The organism is Endozoicomonas sp. ALD068, from assembly GCF_049310145.1.
Lineage (GTDB): Bacteria > Pseudomonadota > Gammaproteobacteria > Pseudomonadales > Endozoicomonadaceae > Endozoicomonas_A.
This window is the reverse complement of record NZ_JBLYNU010000004.1, coordinates 4,343,096-4,359,311: the sequence shown is the minus strand read 5'-3', so window position 1 is coordinate 4,359,311 and position 16,216 is coordinate 4,343,096. Positions and strand designations below refer to the sequence as shown.

The following is a 16,216-nucleotide window of genomic DNA, read 5'->3' as shown; positions in this document are numbered from 1 at the left end:
CTTGTATTTTCCATTGTTTTCGGCACTTGACAGTTTGCACAGAACTTAGTGCAAGCTGTCGGCTAATGAGGATTTAATCATGAAATATTCTGCCCTCTTTTATGATTGATTTATCGGATGAGTCTAATATCACGTATTTGTTATGTCTTGCATCACACTGAATATCGTAGTCGGATGCGGTAACAGGATTTTCATTAAAAAAACACACATAAACGTCGCTGTTGTTACCCAATCTGGTACCATTTTCAACAAGATGGGAGTAGAGTTCATGGTCTCTTACAAAAAGTAGTTTTTTATACTTTTTATCACCGAATTCCTCTAAAAAATCATCGACCTCTCCCTTATGAGAGTCAAGGTTTATTTCATTCATGGCAGTATGCATGGCTGCATTAATTCTGTTCTCACTCGCAGAAATCAGAAGATAACAATAACGATGACACGCACTATAAATGGAAGGCAACTCAGCCCAAATTGAATCCCCTGTTCCCAGGATAACTTCTATATTTGATCCTAACGGATCGTCATAACTAAACGTGCTAGCATATTCTGCGTTAGTCATTTGTGAATATTTTTCATGGTTATTTTCTCTATTTTCCAAAATGGAAGTAGAGGGATGACTGCCAGAAGGCGGCCTGTCTGTCGGAACCAACAGTACTTCTTCAAACTTTCTTTTAGTTGCTTTACGGGCTGCAATGCCTGAAGCCTCATCTACAGAAGGCTGATCAACACGTGGAATAAGCGTTGTAGCCTCCGAATCGGTCCTGGACGCGGCTGCACTGTAATGCGGCGGTTGAGTTACCGCACTGACTGCGGCGCTGGTTGTTACTCCGTAAGTCATTATATATCCCTCGTAATAATTTGTAGTTTTAGACGAGCAATGGCCATCTAAGTTTTAGACAGGTAATGGTCATTAAAGTTCAAAAGAAAAATAGGACATCCATATAAAAATATAAAATACGGCCTATTAACCGCGAGCCCAGCAGACCATCAAACCTACAGCCAAGCAGAATAATCGTTTGTCATAACAAACGACAAACGAATAGCTCAAAAGGGGAAAAGTCAGAAATAGTAAAGGTCCCCATATGACAGGACAAACAAATAACAATGGAAAAGTTGGGCAGTCAGCTTACGCCATGAAATGAGCGACTACAGGTAAACGATCCCTATACTCATTACTGCCCCATTTTCCGAGCAATAGTTTTCATGGCTTCCAGCCTGCCCATTGCCCGATAAAGGCGGTTATTCCATCTCATGGTTTTGAGCCATTCATTTGAATCAATTTCCAGTTGGTTCAGAATGGGTGGGATATCTGAAGAAATTGAACCTTTCTTATCGAATGAGCGTAAAACCCCGTACTTTGAGGACGGGGATGAAAGCTCGGCTTGCAGAGCAAGCCCCTTGTGCTGTTTTGCTATCCGTCAGGTGTTTTTAGCGATTACGCTACCCCTCTGTGTCAGAATAGATGTCGCCTCTTTTGATTCATGACTCTCAATAACTGAGAGCATTTAGAAAGAGGCTGTTATGGCTCGCTATTCCAAAGAAATGAAAGAGTCCATTATCCAGAAGATGATGCCGCCAAATAATGTTTCCGTGGCTCAGCTTAAAAGAGAAACCGGCATTACTGATGCGACCCTGTATACTTGGCGCAAACAGGCAAAAGCGCAAGGTGTAGTCGTGCCCGGTGATGGTAAGAATCCTCAGCAGTGGAGTGCTGAAAACAAGTTCGCGGTTCTGATGGAAACCGCCAACATGAACACAACAGAGCTATCCGAATACTGTCGTAAGAAGGGTCTCTACTATGAAGACCTGCAGCAGTGGAAAGCTGATTTTATCGCAGGCAGCACAAAGCCTGCTGAATCCCGTCAGGTACAGGCCGCTGCCAGACGAGATGACAAGAAGCGCATCCAGAAACTGGAAAAAGAACTCAAACGCAAAGACAAAGCACTTGCTGAAACCGCAGCACTGTTGGTTCTAACAAAAAAGGCAAACGCGATCTGGGGGGAGCGCGAGGACGATTGATTCCTCTCCCTGATCGCAAGGAAGCCGTTGCTTTAATCCAGGAAGCTGTTTCACAGGGTGCACGTAAAGTGAAAGCCTGTGCTGCGCTCAACCTGTCGATACGCACGGTTCAGCGCTGGCAAAAAGATGTAGAACAGGTGCGGGAAGATCAGCGTCAATACGCAGACCGGCCAATGCCTGCCAACCAACTAACCAAGAGTGAGCAAAACGAGATTCTGAAAGTCTGTAACAGCGAGCGATTCAAAAGTAAGTCGCCATGCCAGATTGTACCGACACTGGCCGACGAAGGTGTTTATATAGCTTCTGAGTCAAGCTTTTATCGAGTGCTGAAGGCCCATAATCAACAGCATCACCGCGGTCGCAGTCAGAAGCCCGCAAAGCGGAAGCCAACATCGCATCGGGCTACGGCACCGAATCAGCTCTGGTCGTGGGATATAACATTCTTGGGGTCGCCCATCAGGGGTAAATATTATTATCTCTATTTGGTTCTGGACGTCTATAGCCGCATGATTGTGACCTGGGAAGTCCATGAAAGGGAGTCCTCTGATCTGGCTGCTCAGATGATCCGCAAAGCCTTCATGCAGAATAAAATCAGCCTTCAGGAGCAACCACTGGTTCTGCACTCCGATAATGGCAGCCCAATGAAAGGGGCGACCATGCTGAGTACTCTTCAGCAGCTGGGTGTGCAGACATCGTTCAGCAGGCCACGCGTGAGTAACGATAACTCATACTCAGAGTCAGGCTTCAGAACCATGAAATACCGTCCTGGGTATCCGAATCACTTCTCCAGTCTGGAGTCAGCCAGAGAGTGGGTGTATGGGTTCGTAAACTGGTACAACATGGAGCATAAGCACAGTGGCATCAAGTTCCAGACCCCCTACGACAGACACACAGGGAAGGCTCAGAAAAAGGTTCTGAATCGTGAAAGAGTTTACCGTAAAGCAAAAGAGCAACACCCTGAGCGATGGGGAAGCCGTGAAACCAGAAACTGGCAATTACCGGTAGAGGTGTGGCTTAACCCTGAGCGATCAGAGAATCAGCAGCATTGTGATTTAGCTGCATAAGTTGAGGCGACATCTACCTTGAAAGTTACCGCTACCTGACAGGAAAAGTAAAATACCTTCCGCTTTCTGCCCGTGTTTGTTAAAGGGGTCGCCCAGACAATCTGAAAGGTAGAGCAGATTGTCGAATAAGGTGTATGCCGCTGTTGGGTAAGGTGTACACTGCGCTCGGGCATGGCCCTCTAGGAGCCTGACCGAGAATAGTCTGCCCTACTGCGGCGGCAGCAAATTGGTCTGAAAATCCGCTTTTGTTCGTCAAATAGCTCGCTATTCTCCTCACAAAACCGAATTTTCATCCTCAATTTTCTGCCGTCCTCGCTACGGGCGCTATTCTCGGTCAGGCTCCTAGCTGTAGGAATCCCCGTCGTTCAGAGGGTGTCGCAAAACTCCAACAGCTCGTTCCCATGCTCTGAAGGTCGTCATTCCCGCGAAGGCGGGAATCCAGCGCCAACGGTGGGTCTCTGCCTTCTCGGAGATGACAAGGCCAGGGGAGCACCGGGCAGTACGGTTCTGGTGGTGAGTCAGTGTGGATTCCCGCCTTCGCGGGAATGACGAGAATGACGGGAGTCAACTCGTTCCCACGCTGGAGAGAGTTTTGCGACACCCTCTTCACGGCGGGGAGGATGTCGAAGGTAGGAATAGTACTCATGAATGCAAAGGTAATGACTTATCAGCAAAAAGTGCAACTTTTCTGTGATGCTCTACAAATTGTCCTGGCAAAGCATGACACCTCAAAAGTGACTGATTATTTTACGGAGGACGCCGTCATAATCATCAATGAAAGACGTCTGGAGGGCAGCCGACAAATTTGCGAGCGATTACAGTGGATAAAGGAGCATACCAGAAGCGTAGATATTTCTGTGCATCGGATTTTTTTTGACGGTGACCGGGGGTTCGATCACCACACCTCCAGAGTAACCTCCAATGAGGGCACTACCGCCTTGTTTAAAATATTTGGCTATATAGAGATGCGCGACAATAAAATATCACTGTATGAAGATGTGACCATTCAGATGGAAGGCGAAGAAGCTATGCATTTAGCAACATCTGTTCAGCAATAGATCAGAGTATCAGAAGTGAAATGAATCAGCCTCCCATGAACAGGAGGCTGATAATGAGATGATCAGGCCGGGGTGACGTGGGCGATTTTAATCGCTCTTTTCAGGCTCCGGCTCATGCGTTTCAAAATGGATCGTCTGATACCCTCGGCATCCAGTCCACACTCGGCCAGTTGTTGTTTGTGACTGGCGGCTTCGATGTAGTCATCCGGAATGCCCAGCTGCATGATGGGCACATTAATGCCATGCTCATTCAGGAACTCGGAAACGGCTGAGCCGGCTCCACCGGCAATGCAGCCTTCTTCCAGAGTGACCAGCAGTTCATGATCTTTGGCCAGTTGTTGAATGAGCTCTTTATCCAGCGGTTTGACAAAGCGCATGTTTGCGACAGTGGCATTCAGTTCGTCAGCGACTTGCAGAGCGTTCTGCAGCAAAGTGCCGAAAGAGAGAATAGCTACTTGCTGTCCCCGACGACGAATTTCTCCTTTACCGATTGTCATGGGTTCCAGACTTTCACTGATCGCGACACCGGGTCCGGTTCCTCTGGGATAACGGACAGAAGCCGGTCCCTGATACTGGTAACCTGTAGAAAGCATACGACGGGTTTCATCTTCATCAGAGGGCGTCATGACCAGCATTTCAGGTACACAGCGCAGGTAGGCAATATCAAAACAGCCGCCATGAGTCGGGCCGTCTTCGCCAACCATGCCTGCCCGGTCGATGGCGAAAAGGACATCCAGCTTTTGAACGGCAACGTCGTGAATCAGCTGATCGTAGGCTCGTTGCAGGAAAGTAGAGTATATCGCTACGACGGGTTTCATTCCCTCACAAGCCATACCGGCAGCCAGAGTCACTGCGTGCTGTTCGGCAATGGCGACATCAAAATAGCGATCCGGGTAGCGATCAGCAAAGCGAATCAGGTCCGAGCCTTCACACATGGCCGGGGTAATACCGACCAGTTTGTCGTCTTTTGCAGCCATGTCGCAGAGCCATTGACCAAAGACATTACAGTACTTGGGTTTTTTGGGAAGACTGGGTTTTTCTTCACTGGCTTTGGAGCTGGGTTCCAGTTTTGTGATGGCGTGATAACCAATAGGGTCTTTTTCTGCCGGTGTAAAGCCTTTACCCTTGCGGGTTACTACGTGCAGGAATTGAGGACCGTCCAGATCTTTGAGGTTCTCAAGAGTGTGCAGCAACATGGGCAGGTCGTGGCCGTCAATAGGACCAAAATAGTTAAAACCCATTTCTTCGAACAGAGTACCGGGAATGATCATTCCCTTCATGTGTTCTTCGGTCCTGCGCGCCAGCTCCCAGGCATGGGGGATGCCATTAAGTACTTTCTTGCTGCCTTCCCGAATATGGTGATAGGTCCTGCTGGATAAGATTTTGGTCAGATAATTCGACAAGCCGCCCACGCTTTTTGAAATGGACATGTCATTGTCGTTTAAAATAACCAGCATGTTGGCTTTGAGGTCGGCGGCATGGTTCATGGCTTCATAAGCCATCCCGGCCGTCATGGAACCATCGCCAATCACGGCAACGGTACGACGTTTTTCTCCTTTCAGTCGAGCGCTGGTCGCCATGCCCATTGCGGCACTGATAGACGTACTGGAGTGACCTACGCCAAAAGTATCAAATTCACTTTCTTCTCTTTTTGGAAACGCAGCCAGACCGTCTTTCTGTCGAAGAGTGCTCATTTTGTCTTTGCGACCAGTGATTATTTTATGGGGATAGGTCTGGTGGCCCACATCCCATACCAGGCGATCATGGGGGGTATCGAAGAGATAGTGCAGGGCGACAGTCAGTTCAACAACACCCAGCCCGGCACCAAAATGCCCACCTACCTGACCGACCGAGTAGAGCAGAAATTCTCTGAGTTCCCGGGCCAGCTGGGGCAGATCTGTCCTGTCAAGTTGGCGCAGCTGATCAGGCGTATCGACCTGATCCAACAGCGGAGTATCAGGTTTTGTCTTGGGTATTTCGTGAAACATGTTTGCTTGCGATCCAGGCCTCTCAGCCATAAAAAGCGACTTTTTCAGGGGAAGCGGTGTTCCGGGTCGCTTTTCAAAAATTCGACGTAGTTCCTCATTCACCACAACTTGTATGGGACGGGAAGGGGAAACCTTGATGCTTCCGGCAGTTTGCCAGGTTTGAGGGTATCGAAGCCTGACAGCGTCATAACACAGTCATGAGAGACTGATATCATTCCACACTCTTCTCAAAGGGCAAAGAATGATAACAGTAAATGTCATCGGTGAATTATAGGATTGTACCTGAACAGGAGGTTTTTTCTATTGGAATACTGCTCAGATCGGTTCAATGAGATCTCTGGATGAGATACTCTGCCATTTGCCTGAGTATTATGGCTCGACTCCCGAAGCTTTCAAGGGAGTGAATCGCCTGCTGAGAAAGGGAGCTGGCGAGCTCTCTGGCTCCTTCCAGTCCCATGAGCGATACGTAAGTGGGCTTGTCGAGAGCCAGGTCTGCCCCCTGTTGTTTGCCCAATACTTCGGTGTCGACAGTGACATCAAGAATGTCATCCTGAACCTGAAAAGCCAGACCAATAGCGTTCGCATAACGAATAAGGTGGGTCAGTTGTTCCCTTTCGACTTTACCGCTTGAGATGGCGCCCATGACAACACTGGCGCGAATCAGCGCCCCGGTTTTGTGGCTGTGCATTAACTGCAGCTGTTCCTGATTCAGAGGACTGCCTACCGAGTTGAGGTCCATGGATTGGCCACCGCACATGCCCCCATGGCCAGAAGCACGGGCCAGCTCCCTGACCAGTTGCAGACGGACAGGCGCGGGTAATTCATGACTGTTGGTAGCCAGTACTTCAAAAGCCAGGGTTTGCAGAGCGTCACCGGCCAGAATGGCTGTGGCTTCATCAAAAGCTTTGTGGCAGGTGGGTTTGCCTCTTCTAAGGTCATCGTCATCCATTGCTGGAAGATCATCATGTACCAGGGAGTAAGCATGGATCAGCTCTACAGCGCAGGCAGCAGGGTCTGCTTGAGTCTGCTCGCCGCCGAGGGCTTCAGAGGCGGCATAAACCAGGATCGGTCGGACGCGTTTGCCGCCGTTAAAAACGGAGTAGGACATAGCCTCAACCAGTCTTTCACTGACCTGACTGATTCCGGGAAGATGATTTTTGAGCTGCTCATCAACGCGGCTTTGACAACCCTTGATGTATTCCAGCAGAGTCATGGATTATTGGCCTTCTGTCGGATCGAACGGGCGGGTTTCCGGCTGGCCTTGATTTTCCAGAAGCTGCTGGACTCTCTGTTCTGCTTCAGTCAGGGCTTTCTGACATTCACGTGTCAGCTTTACCCCTTTTTCAAAGGCCTTCAGTGACTCTTCCAGCGACATATCACCGGATTCCATTTGCTGGACCAGTGTATCCAGTTCGGTGAGCGACTGCTCAAAGGCGAAGCCCTGCTTTTTTTCCGGCATGCTCAGAAACCTTTTCCATTGACTTGGTGAGGGAATACCTGCCTTTGGGATGACCTTTCACAGCCAGAGTGCTTCAGTGCATGGCAAAAAGGACGGTACTCACCTGGATAACTTTAAACGGGCTCAAGCATATCACAAATCCGGGTTAGGACAGGTTCTGCTGAAGCGGTTTTATGTCAAGCAGGAGAGCATTTTCAGGAAAAAGAGGTCGGGCAGGTGGCTCGACCTCAACAGATGTTATTCAGTAGCCGTCTGGGCCTTCACTTTCGGGATAGGGTATGGTTGAACCCCGCCAGCATTGTGCTCCTGCCATACGTCTTTATCCATGGTCTTATCAAGCAATGGAAACTTCTTACGGTTAAATACCGGGACAACGCCGTCAGCCACCTGTTCGTCAAAGTCTTTCAGAACCTGCACAACGATGCCTGACAGTAGCAGAATAGCGGTAATGTTGATCAGGGCCATGATACCCATAGACAGATCGGCAAAAGCCCAGACGACAGGAAGATTGCCAATAGAGCCCCAGAACACCATAACCAGCACTGCCAGACGATAAAGCACCAACAGAGGCTTGCTGTTTTTGATAAACAGCAGGTTGGACTCACCATAGTAGTAGTTGGCAATGATGGAAGTGAAAGCAAACAACAAAATAGCTACTGCAACCAGATGTTCACCCCAGGAGCCTATCTCACTGGACAGGGCAGCCTGAGTCAATGCAACGCCGGTCAGGCCACTGCCCGGTTCCAGCATGCCAGACATCAGAATGATAGCAGCCGTGGCTGTACATACGACGATAGTGTCCATAAATACGCCCAGCATTCCCATCATGCCCTGACTGACCGGGTGAGTAGAGTGTGCAGTCGCTGCAGCGTTAGGTGCGCTACCCATACCCGCTTCGTTGGAGAAAAGACCGCGCTTGATACCTTGCATCATCGCCTGGGAAACCATGTAGCCAACACCGCCACCCATAGCTGTTTCAAGACCGAAAGCACTCTTGAAAATCAGAGTGAATACAGCTGGCAGTTCAGAGACATTCATGGCAACGATCACGAGAGCCACAGCCAGGTAGCCCAGAGCCATCACAGGAACAATCATTTCAGCGACTTTGGCAATGGAACGAATGCCGCCAAAGATAACAATGCCGCTGACCAGTACCAGACCTGCACCAATGTACTCAGGAGCAATGTTATAACCCGAAAAAGCAGCCGCAATAGAGTTGGACTGAACACTGTTGAAAGCAAATCCGAATGCGATAATCAGGGCGATGGAAAAAGCAATGCCCATCCAGCGCTGACCCAACGCTTTCTGCATATAGTAAGCGGGACCTCCGCGATAGGTGCCGTCGCCATTGTTGGTTTTGTATATCTGGGCGAGAATGTTTTCAGAAAAGCTGGTTGCCATACCCAGCAGGGCGATCAGCCACATCCAGAAGATAGCACCGGGTCCACCCAGGTAGATGGCAACGGCAACACCGGCGATATTACCGGTACCTATTCGGGCCGCAAGACTGGTGCAGAATGCCTGGAACGCAGAAATCTGGCGGTGGGAGTGGGTTCTGCGACTTCCCATCATGGTTTTGGCGGCCAGACCGAAGCGGCGAAACTGCACGAAGCGGGTACGAATAGTGAACAAAATACCGGCTCCTAGCAGCAGGTAAATCAGGATACTTCCCCAAAGAAGATTATTCGATGCAGAAATGAAATCGTTCATAGTAATTCCGGAATATCAATATGACATAAAGTTTGTTTGTTATTATTTCCATATAATATAGATGAATAAACGATGATGGATAGGTACAAACCCTGTCTTTACGGTTCAGCTGAAAGTCACGAATAGCAACGGGTTAAGAGGCTGCTGAAAAACTACCGAGTCAAGCTGAGACACAGCACCAATTGGCGAAAAAGGCCAGTTTACAACGAGTAAATGAGCATCCCAGCCGCCTCCAGGGCTGCCCTCGGAGAAGCGCAGCACTTTTGCGACAGCCTCTTAGAAGTGTGGGTGAAACCACAACAATGAGTCAGCAGGCATCATCAGAGAGGTTTTTCGTCATGGGAATGCAGTCCAGCTGAAATCCTCTGGAAGAATGATAAGTCGATACTTCATTTCCTTCAAAACCACAAAGTCTATAAAACGGAGCCGCATTCAAAGTTGAATTCAGCTTCATCTCAGGCAGACCGGCTTCTCTCGCAATCTGTTCCAGGTGAGTCATCATCCTGCGGGCTACGCCCATTCCCATAAATCGAGGGTCCACAAAGATGGCATCGATCATACCGTTCCCAATATCAATCATTCCTGTACCGGCCACTTCCCCTTTCATCACCACAACATGAAAATTCTGCTCAACGTCATCGACAAATTTCTCAGTGGCAGAACCATCAGTCCAAAGAGCGATGGCTTCATCACTGTAATGGCCTTTGCATTCAGAACGTATCGCCAGAGTTCGAAGCTCAAAAGCTCTATGGGCATCGCTGCGTTGTGCTTTTCTTATTTCCATTGTTGTCAGGGATCTACTGCTTTTTTGCGAAGAATAGCTTTTAAAATCTAACAGTTATTGACATGTTATTTTAGCCGTCTTTCTGCTTGAGGCCGCCAGACTGTCGATTGATAGCAGTAATCCCTGATATTACAGTTCCGGTTTGCCTGAGGGTTGATCAGGATAATTTAAAAGATAAGCGTCGTTTATGCCGTCGGCTGTGTCATCGTAGTCAATCAGATTGCCAGTTTGATAGTGACCGGTTTTATCAACGCTACAGTACTCGTGGCCTCGAATCATGGCCTGAAGCAGGCAATATTCTGTGGAGTAGGGAGGGCCATAAACCGTATGCGTGGCAAATGGCTGACCATTGCGCACAGCCCAGCCAACGCCTATCCACGTGGCATAAGACATATCTTTACGCATAGCCTGCACCAGACGGAGGGGCAATACACCTTCGCCTACCGCTGCATCAAACACCTTGCATTTAGCCTGTGTGGAAAGTTTTCCGAAAGCAATGCTTTCGTTCTGCAAAGGTTTTGCGCACATGCTGATATCGCTTGAATCAACCACTTCTGGTTTTTCAGCAGAGCAGAACTTGAAAAGATCTGCCAGAGCGCCTGAGCTCAAAACCCATTTATCAGACTGATCAGGGCTGAGTGGATCATTTTTGTGCTTAGGCAGTATTTGAAATCTTGACTGGACCTCACTTTCCGTCGCATCCAGCCAGAAATAGTCATTGCTGCGCCTGATGTCATAGCCACCTTCACTCTTTACTTCATAAACACAAAAGTGTTTTATTTTGCCATCCGCCTGGTCGGTTTCACTCAGATCCAGTGCCGCCCTGCCGAAAAACCATTTTGGTTGATCTGGCTCCACTTTATCATCGATGAGAATACACAGGTTGCCGTCGGCAGGCAGAACCGACTGCTGCTGCCAACATGGTTCGGCACTCGCACCCAGAGAAAATAACAGGGTGAAAGGAAGGCCAAATTTGAGAAATCTCTTCATTACACGATCCTCCAATCTTCAGAACACTTGGCTTCAGTCAAGAAGTTTAGTGAATTCATTAGAATGAGCTGATTTAAAATTGCTTAACCCATACACATAAGACACGCTGGACCCCGTATAAGTTCCCGAAAAACATTAGTAAATGACTGCTGCATGGTTAAAAATCCGAAAATCACTTTACCGGTGGTCTCCTCATATCTTTCCATCTGGAATGGCATCCCGGGTGGCAACTTTATCGACGAGAATATACAGGTCGCAATCGGCAGGCAGAATCGAGTGTTGCTGCCAGCATGGTTTGGCATTCACACCCAAAGAATGTATCTATCCTATTTGTTCTTCATAAATTTCCGAGAAGGATCTACTAAAAAAAAATTACCCATCCCTTCTCTTCCAAGTAACATCAGATATGTCATCTTTGCACGGTTAGAAAGTGTTACATCGATAGTCCAGATGTAGTCATGCAATTTTAATGTGGTACTAATCACATACCGTTTTTCTATCATCCCGTTTGATGACCTTATGGTTTTGATATCTTTAACAGGCGCTTTACAGCTTAGAACTTCTTCCACGTTATGGAGGTTTGGATGCAGGTCAAACATAACCCATGGGCTCCCCTCGTCTTCAAAGGATATTAAATTGTCCACATGCAGGGAGGAGGTTTTTGCTCCGGTATCAATGCGTACTTCAACGCCACAAATACCCAGGTCTGGCAGGTCGCATAGCTCTACACAGCCAATAACAGGTTTGTTGTTTGCTTTTTGTATTTTTTTAAACATTTAAGTTACTCCAAGACGGACGATTCAGTTTGCAGTTCTTCCTGCATCATTTCTATATCTTCAGCAACATCATCATCGGATGCAGAAAAGAAAGCGATATGAAACATAGCCTCACCCTCCTGAACGAGAGGGATATTCTGTTTACCAATAATGATGCCTGCCTGTGTCGCTTTTACTACATCAATGATTTCACCAAGTGGGCTACCAATAGTGGCTAATGGAGTTCCCTTATCAACCTGATCACCAAGATTTTTAAGTGAGTTGATAATGCCGCTGGCATTAGCCCTGACCCACGAACTTTTGTTCGCTATGTAGGGAGTAAAAGCTTTTATTTTGCGCCTTAGTCTGAGCATCCCCAGTTCAGCTAACACATTGATAACGCCATGAACTCCCGCACGTATACTGACTTCATCAAATCTTAAGGCTTCTCCAGCTTCATAAAGCAGTATTCGCGCATTGTGCTCTTCAGCTGCCTGTCGAAGAGAATTATCACGAATATTGGCGTTCAATAAAACGGGTACACCGAATGCACGGGCCAGAGAGAGTGTTTCTTTATCCATCAGGTTGGCACGAATCTGAGGCAGGTTTGAGCGATGAATAGCACCTGTGTGGAGGTCTATGCCGTATTCACAGAGGCTGACTATTTCTTTCAGGAATATATGAGCTAACCGGCTGGCCAATGAGCCTTTCGGTGAACCGGGAAAGCTTCTGTTTAAATCTCGGCGATCTGGGAGGTATCGGCTTTGATAAAGCACGCCATAAACATTAACCATTGGGACAAGAATTAATGTGCCCACAGTAACTTTAAATGTCTTTAAATTTATTAGCCGACGAATAATCTCAATTCCGTTCAGTTCATCACCATGAACAGCTGCAGACACAAAGACTTTTGGACCCGGTTTTTTACTGTGTATAACATGTACAGGTACTGAAAAGTCGGTATTGGTGTACAGCTTTGCAACCTCCAGACTAACTTGTCTGGTTTGCCCGGCCTTGATCACAGAGCCACCGATACTGATATCTGGTAATAACATCTTTGTCACCTTCAGCCTTTTCCACGGGTTCGGGTTGATTTAGTTGCTTTGCTTTCAATAAATTCGTAGATCATGCCAGCAACATTTTTTCCTGTTGCTGTTTCAATGCCCTGCAGTCCCGGAGAGGAGTTAACTTCCATAACGACTGGCCCATTGTCAGATTGTAAAAGGTCGACACCACAGACATTCAGTCCCATTACTTTTGCGGCATTAACGGCAGTCGCTCTCTCCTCTTTTGACAAACGGACAAGCGTTGCTGTTCCACCGCGATGGAGGTTTGAGCGAAATTCTCCATCTGCTCCCTGTCGTTTTATAGCGGCTACGACTTTGCTGCCAATCACAAAGCAACGGAGATCTGCACCTCCTGCTTCTTTTATAAACTCCTGAACTAAAATATTAGCTTTCAACCCAAAAAAAGCCTCAATTATTGCTTCTGCTGCTTTCTGATTCTCTGCGAGAACTACTCCGATACCCTGAGTACCTTCCAGTAATTTTATAACCAGGGGGGCTCCACCTACGTTTTTGATAAGGTCCTTTACATTCTCGGGTTTACAGGCAAAGCCTGTTCTCGGTAATCCAATATCTTTTCGTGACAACAATTGTAAAGAACGTAATTTGTCGCGAGAGCGAGTAATGGCGACAGATTCATTCACACAGAATGTGCCCATCATTTCAAATTGCCTGACGATGGCGGTGCCATAAAATGTAATTGAAGCGCCAATTCTTGGTATGACTGCGTCGTAGTATGGAAGAGACTCACCATCACAACGAACAGTGGGGCGACTGCGTGTTACATCCATATAACATCGGAGTGTGTCAATAATATCAACTTCATGTCCTCTTTCTTCGCCGGCTTCTTTTAAACGACGAGTAGAGTACAGTTTGGGGTTGCGAGACAGTACTGCAATTTTCATATTGACTCCAAATTACTTCAAGATAGAAGTTTGTGGGAACAAACAAACTTGATAAGAAATCTTTATTTCTTCAAAAATAGTCCGTCAGGGATGATGTGTTTCAGGCAGGTGGCAAATGTTCATGCGCTCGAGAATTGCACGACCCGGAGATAAACCTGCGAAAACGGCTGGAAGTTTCGCTCGACAAACCTTTGATACTTTTTCGGAACCCTGAAGAAAAAGTGTCTTGTCAGACATAAAAAAAGCCCTGCAGATCAATTATCCACAGGGCTTTATATTGGTGGAGGCGGCGGGAATTGAACCCGCGTCCGCCGATTCTCAGCCTTCGGCTCTACATGCTTAGATCCGCCTTTGGATTTAACTCAGTAACGACCCAGCGGTCGGGGTTCTACTGAGCGATCCTGTTAAGTTTTAGCTGGCCAGCCACAGGCATACCGGGCCTCGCGAGTCTACTTACGGTGACAGTCCAAAAACCGGCCAGTAGACGAGCCGGAGAGACTGGAAGACTCGTAGGGTTTAGCTACGATTAAGCTGCAAGTGCGATCTCTTCTTGATCGAAGAGTTCGTTTTGAGCGTCTCCAAGAGCTACCAGGTTGGCAACTATAAGGTTTGTAGTGTTTTGATTAACGAGAACCACTACGTCCTCGGCATGCACCTAAGGTTTCGATACCGTCGTCGAATCCAGATCGCCCCCGGATCAAAACTTCATTGGATCATTTAGTTATAGGCCATCTATAGAAGTAAGACAATTTTTTATATATCTCGCTCCCATCTCTTATTGTTCCAGCAGCACCTGGCGCACAGAAGTCCGGCTATCCAAATTACCCCAGAATCTCTTTGATTTTAGAAATGTAATACAAAGGCAGGACTCTGGCAGCAGGGTCATCCAGTGAGCCTGTTGAACCAATCAGCTTGAGTGTTGTATTTGGGCTATATCGCTGGACATAAGTTTGCAGCGATTTGGCTCGAGTCCTTTTGCCACTTTTTACTTCTACAGGTACGATGTCACCTGCTTCGGTTTTATACAGAAATTCGATTTCACTTCTGGCGTATTCCCATGAATAGGTTGGCTTGCCGATCAGGGTGATGAGTTCGTTTTGTATGAAGTTTTCTGCGATAAAACCCTTGTAGTGATACTTCTGATCCCGATGCTCCTTGTAGTTGATCTGCAGCATGTGTCCCAGTAAGCCAATATCGAATAAAAACAGTTTGAAGATATTTTCTTTGGCCAGTGGTTTAAGGGGGGAGTCAGGCTTGCAGTCTATGGGGTGACACTTGGAGATCAGTCGGCAATTTTCCAGCCAGTTAATGGGGCCCGCCAGCTCTTTGTAGCGACTTTTTTTCTCTAAAACGTCTTTGAACTTAAACCGTTTAACTGAGTCGTCCATGGTATTGGATAACTGAACTGGCACATTTTTAAAAATTGCCTGTATATGTTGTGCAGAAAGTTTATCGGAGTACTTTCCGAAATCGCGCTCATAACCCGAGAGAAGTGAAGTATGTATTTGTTGGACTGTCCGGGTTCTTTCAGTGATGTCTTTATCAATCTCAAACCAGGCCTTTACTGCTTCTGGCATCCCTCCAACAAAGTAATAGTCAATAAGCAAACTGAAGAGCTTTTCATGAGCTACCTTACCCAGATTCATTTGTTCAAAAGCTTTAAGCAGAGGCGGTTGATTGGAGGCCAGGAGGAATTCCTCAAATGTCATTGGGTAGAGTTCAAGCCATTCCACCTTACCAACGGGAAATGAATCCAGAAGACCAATATTTGACCCCGATGCACAGAGATACATATGAGGACACTGTTCAGCAAAAAACTTCAGGGAGTGAAGGGCCGCCAGACACTCTCCAACCTCATCAAAAATGATGAGATCCTTTTGCCTGTCAATGCTGATGTTCAGTTCAATCTCGATATTGGTGATAATATCGTCTGGTTTGAGAGAGTCGGCAAACAGGTTCGCCAAACCGGTCTGCTCAAGAAAATCCAGGCGTATGACTTGTTCAAAGTGTCCACCGAACAGTGTTTCAAGGAGAAAAGATTTGCCCGTTTGCCTTGCACCATCAAGCAGAACAGGCTTTCTTGAGGGGCTTTGCTTCCAATCAAGCAGTTTTTTCAGCAACAATCTTTTCATGGGTTATGTCGGATTTTTGATCGTTCTTCAATAAAGTGTAGGTGTATACACTTTTATGCGCAATAAAGTGTATTTTTATAACATTTTATTGCGCATAAAAGTGTTATAACAGTTTTTTTGCGTGACCAACATTCTGTCCAAAAGATCAGGCATGAAGGTAGATCTGTCATTAGTTCGCTGCAGACAAAGAGAGCATGACCCTCAGAGATTCATTCGATATGCACCCGCCATTTCACGCCCGCTTCACTTTATGCTATTTTCCCACGACCCTGACGATCAGGAGCCTGT

14 protein-coding genes and 1 other RNA gene are annotated in these 16,216 nt (G+C 47.2%); 2 read left to right on the top strand and 13 right to left on the bottom strand.

Annotated elements, in window-relative coordinates; genetic code table 11:
* Window positions 1-73: 73 nt before the first annotated feature.
* Window positions 74-838 carry a hypothetical protein gene (locus ACO6V5_RS15630; protein ID WP_422136845.1) on the bottom strand — a complete coding sequence of 255 codons (765 nt, stop codon included), beginning with the start codon at window positions 836-838 and terminating at the stop codon, window positions 74-76.
* Between the two features lie 683 nt (window positions 839-1,521).
* Between ACO6V5_RS15630 and ACO6V5_RS15625 the strand changes: the two genes are divergently transcribed.
* A protein-coding gene (locus tag ACO6V5_RS15625) for an IS3 family transposase (protein ID WP_422138110.1) occupies window positions 1,522-3,083 on the top strand; the annotation gives its coding sequence in 2 pieces (ribosomal slippage) (window positions 1,522-1,984 and window positions 1,984-3,083; 1,563 coding nt in all).
* 334 nt (window positions 3,084-3,417) lie between these two features.
* Here ACO6V5_RS15625 and ACO6V5_RS15620 read toward each other — a convergent pair.
* Entirely contained in the window at window positions 3,418-3,651 is a 234-nt protein-coding gene (locus ACO6V5_RS15620; protein WP_422136846.1) for a hypothetical protein, read from the bottom strand.
* Window positions 3,652-3,727: 76 nt separating this feature from the next.
* On the opposite strand from ACO6V5_RS15620, the gene ACO6V5_RS15615 reads away from it, so the two are divergent.
* Window positions 3,728-4,141: a nuclear transport factor 2 family protein gene (locus ACO6V5_RS15615; RefSeq protein WP_422136847.1), complete on the top strand. Its 414-nt coding sequence runs from the start codon at window positions 3,728-3,730 to the stop codon at window positions 4,139-4,141.
* A gap of 62 nt (window positions 4,142-4,203) precedes the next feature.
* Here the strand turns inward: ACO6V5_RS15615 and dxs are convergent, their stop codons facing one another.
* The 11 genes from dxs to ACO6V5_RS15560 all read right to left on the bottom strand — a co-directional run bounded on the left by dxs (window position 4,204) and on the right by ACO6V5_RS15560 (window position 15,928).
* Window positions 4,204-6,129 (bottom strand): 1-deoxy-D-xylulose-5-phosphate synthase, encoded by a 1,926-nt coding sequence (gene dxs, locus ACO6V5_RS15610; protein ID WP_422136848.1) that lies wholly within the window; start codon window positions 6,127-6,129, stop codon window positions 4,204-4,206.
* Between the two features lie 325 nt (window positions 6,130-6,454).
* Window positions 6,455-7,342: a (2E,6E)-farnesyl diphosphate synthase gene (ispA, locus tag ACO6V5_RS15605; RefSeq protein ID WP_422411103.1), complete on the bottom strand. Its 888-nt coding sequence runs from the start codon at window positions 7,340-7,342 to the stop codon at window positions 6,455-6,457.
* A 3-nt stretch (window positions 7,343-7,345) separates the two neighbouring features.
* Complete coding sequence (locus ACO6V5_RS15600; protein WP_317143495.1) at window positions 7,346-7,588, bottom strand: exodeoxyribonuclease VII small subunit; 243 nt, start codon at window positions 7,586-7,588, stop codon at window positions 7,346-7,348.
* Between the two features lie 237 nt (window positions 7,589-7,825).
* Window positions 7,826-9,298: an alanine/glycine:cation symporter family protein gene (locus tag ACO6V5_RS15595; protein ID WP_422411106.1), complete on the bottom strand. Its 1,473-nt coding sequence runs from the start codon at window positions 9,296-9,298 to the stop codon at window positions 7,826-7,828.
* Between the two features lie 307 nt (window positions 9,299-9,605).
* Window positions 9,606-10,082: a GNAT family N-acetyltransferase gene (locus ACO6V5_RS15590; protein WP_422411108.1), complete on the bottom strand. Its 477-nt coding sequence runs from the start codon at window positions 10,080-10,082 to the stop codon at window positions 9,606-9,608.
* Between the two features lie 129 nt (window positions 10,083-10,211).
* Window positions 10,212-11,072 carry a hypothetical protein gene (locus ACO6V5_RS15585; protein ID WP_422136853.1) on the bottom strand — a complete coding sequence of 287 codons (861 nt, stop codon included), beginning with the start codon at window positions 11,070-11,072 and terminating at the stop codon, window positions 10,212-10,214.
* 326 nt (window positions 11,073-11,398) lie between these two features.
* Window positions 11,399-11,848, bottom strand: a complete 450-nt coding sequence (locus ACO6V5_RS15580; protein ID WP_422136854.1) for an ATP-dependent zinc protease — start codon at window positions 11,846-11,848, stop codon at window positions 11,399-11,401.
* A gap of 5 nt (window positions 11,849-11,853) precedes the next feature.
* Window positions 11,854-12,882 (bottom strand): succinylglutamate desuccinylase/aspartoacylase family protein, encoded by a 1,029-nt coding sequence (locus ACO6V5_RS15575; protein WP_422136855.1) that lies wholly within the window; start codon window positions 12,880-12,882, stop codon window positions 11,854-11,856.
* An 11-nt stretch (window positions 12,883-12,893) separates the two neighbouring features.
* Window positions 12,894-13,796, bottom strand: a complete 903-nt coding sequence (gene rimK, locus ACO6V5_RS15570) for a 30S ribosomal protein S6--L-glutamate ligase (RefSeq protein ID WP_422136856.1) — start codon at window positions 13,794-13,796, stop codon at window positions 12,894-12,896.
* A 278-nt stretch (window positions 13,797-14,074) separates the two neighbouring features.
* Window positions 14,075-14,490: a transfer-messenger RNA gene (ssrA, locus tag ACO6V5_RS15565) on the bottom strand.
* Between the two features lie 127 nt (window positions 14,491-14,617).
* Window positions 14,618-15,928 carry an ATP-binding protein gene (locus ACO6V5_RS15560; RefSeq protein WP_422411112.1) on the bottom strand — a complete coding sequence of 437 codons (1,311 nt, stop codon included), beginning with the start codon at window positions 15,926-15,928 and terminating at the stop codon, window positions 14,618-14,620.
* Window positions 15,929-16,216 lie beyond the last annotated feature (288 nt).

Bases quoted from the DNA above. Each gene is read 5' to 3' on its own strand.
- ACO6V5_RS15615 (WP_422136847.1), top strand. From the start codon at position 3,728: ATGAATGCAAAGGTAATGACTTATCAGCAAAAAGTGCAACTTTTCTGT.
- ACO6V5_RS15600 (WP_317143495.1), bottom strand. From the start codon at position 7,588: ATGCCGGAAAAAAAGCAGGGCTTCGCCTTTGAGCAGTCGCTCACCGAA.
- ispA (WP_422411103.1), bottom strand. From the start codon at position 7,342: ATGACTCTGCTGGAATACATCAAGGGTTGTCAAAGCCGCGTTGATGAG.
- ACO6V5_RS15585 (WP_422136853.1), bottom strand. From the start codon at position 11,072: ATGAAGAGATTTCTCAAATTTGGCCTTCCTTTCACCCTGTTATTTTCT.
- rimK (WP_422136856.1), bottom strand. From the start codon at position 13,796: ATGAAAATTGCAGTACTGTCTCGCAACCCCAAACTGTACTCTACTCGT.
- ACO6V5_RS15575 (WP_422136855.1), bottom strand. From the start codon at position 12,882: ATGTTATTACCAGATATCAGTATCGGTGGCTCTGTGATCAAGGCCGGG.
- ACO6V5_RS15630 (WP_422136845.1), bottom strand. From the start codon at position 838: ATGACTTACGGAGTAACAACCAGCGCCGCAGTCAGTGCGGTAACTCAA.
- ACO6V5_RS15590 (WP_422411108.1), bottom strand. From the start codon at position 10,082: ATGGAAATAAGAAAAGCACAACGCAGCGATGCCCATAGAGCTTTTGAG.
- dxs (WP_422136848.1), bottom strand. From the start codon at position 6,129: ATGTTTCACGAAATACCCAAGACAAAACCTGATACTCCGCTGTTGGAT.
- ACO6V5_RS15560 (WP_422411112.1), bottom strand. From the start codon at position 15,928: ATGAAAAGATTGTTGCTGAAAAAACTGCTTGATTGGAAGCAAAGCCCC.
- ACO6V5_RS15595 (WP_422411106.1), bottom strand. From the start codon at position 9,298: ATGAACGATTTCATTTCTGCATCGAATAATCTTCTTTGGGGAAGTATC.
- ACO6V5_RS15580 (WP_422136854.1), bottom strand. From the start codon at position 11,848: ATGTTTAAAAAAATACAAAAAGCAAACAACAAACCTGTTATTGGCTGT.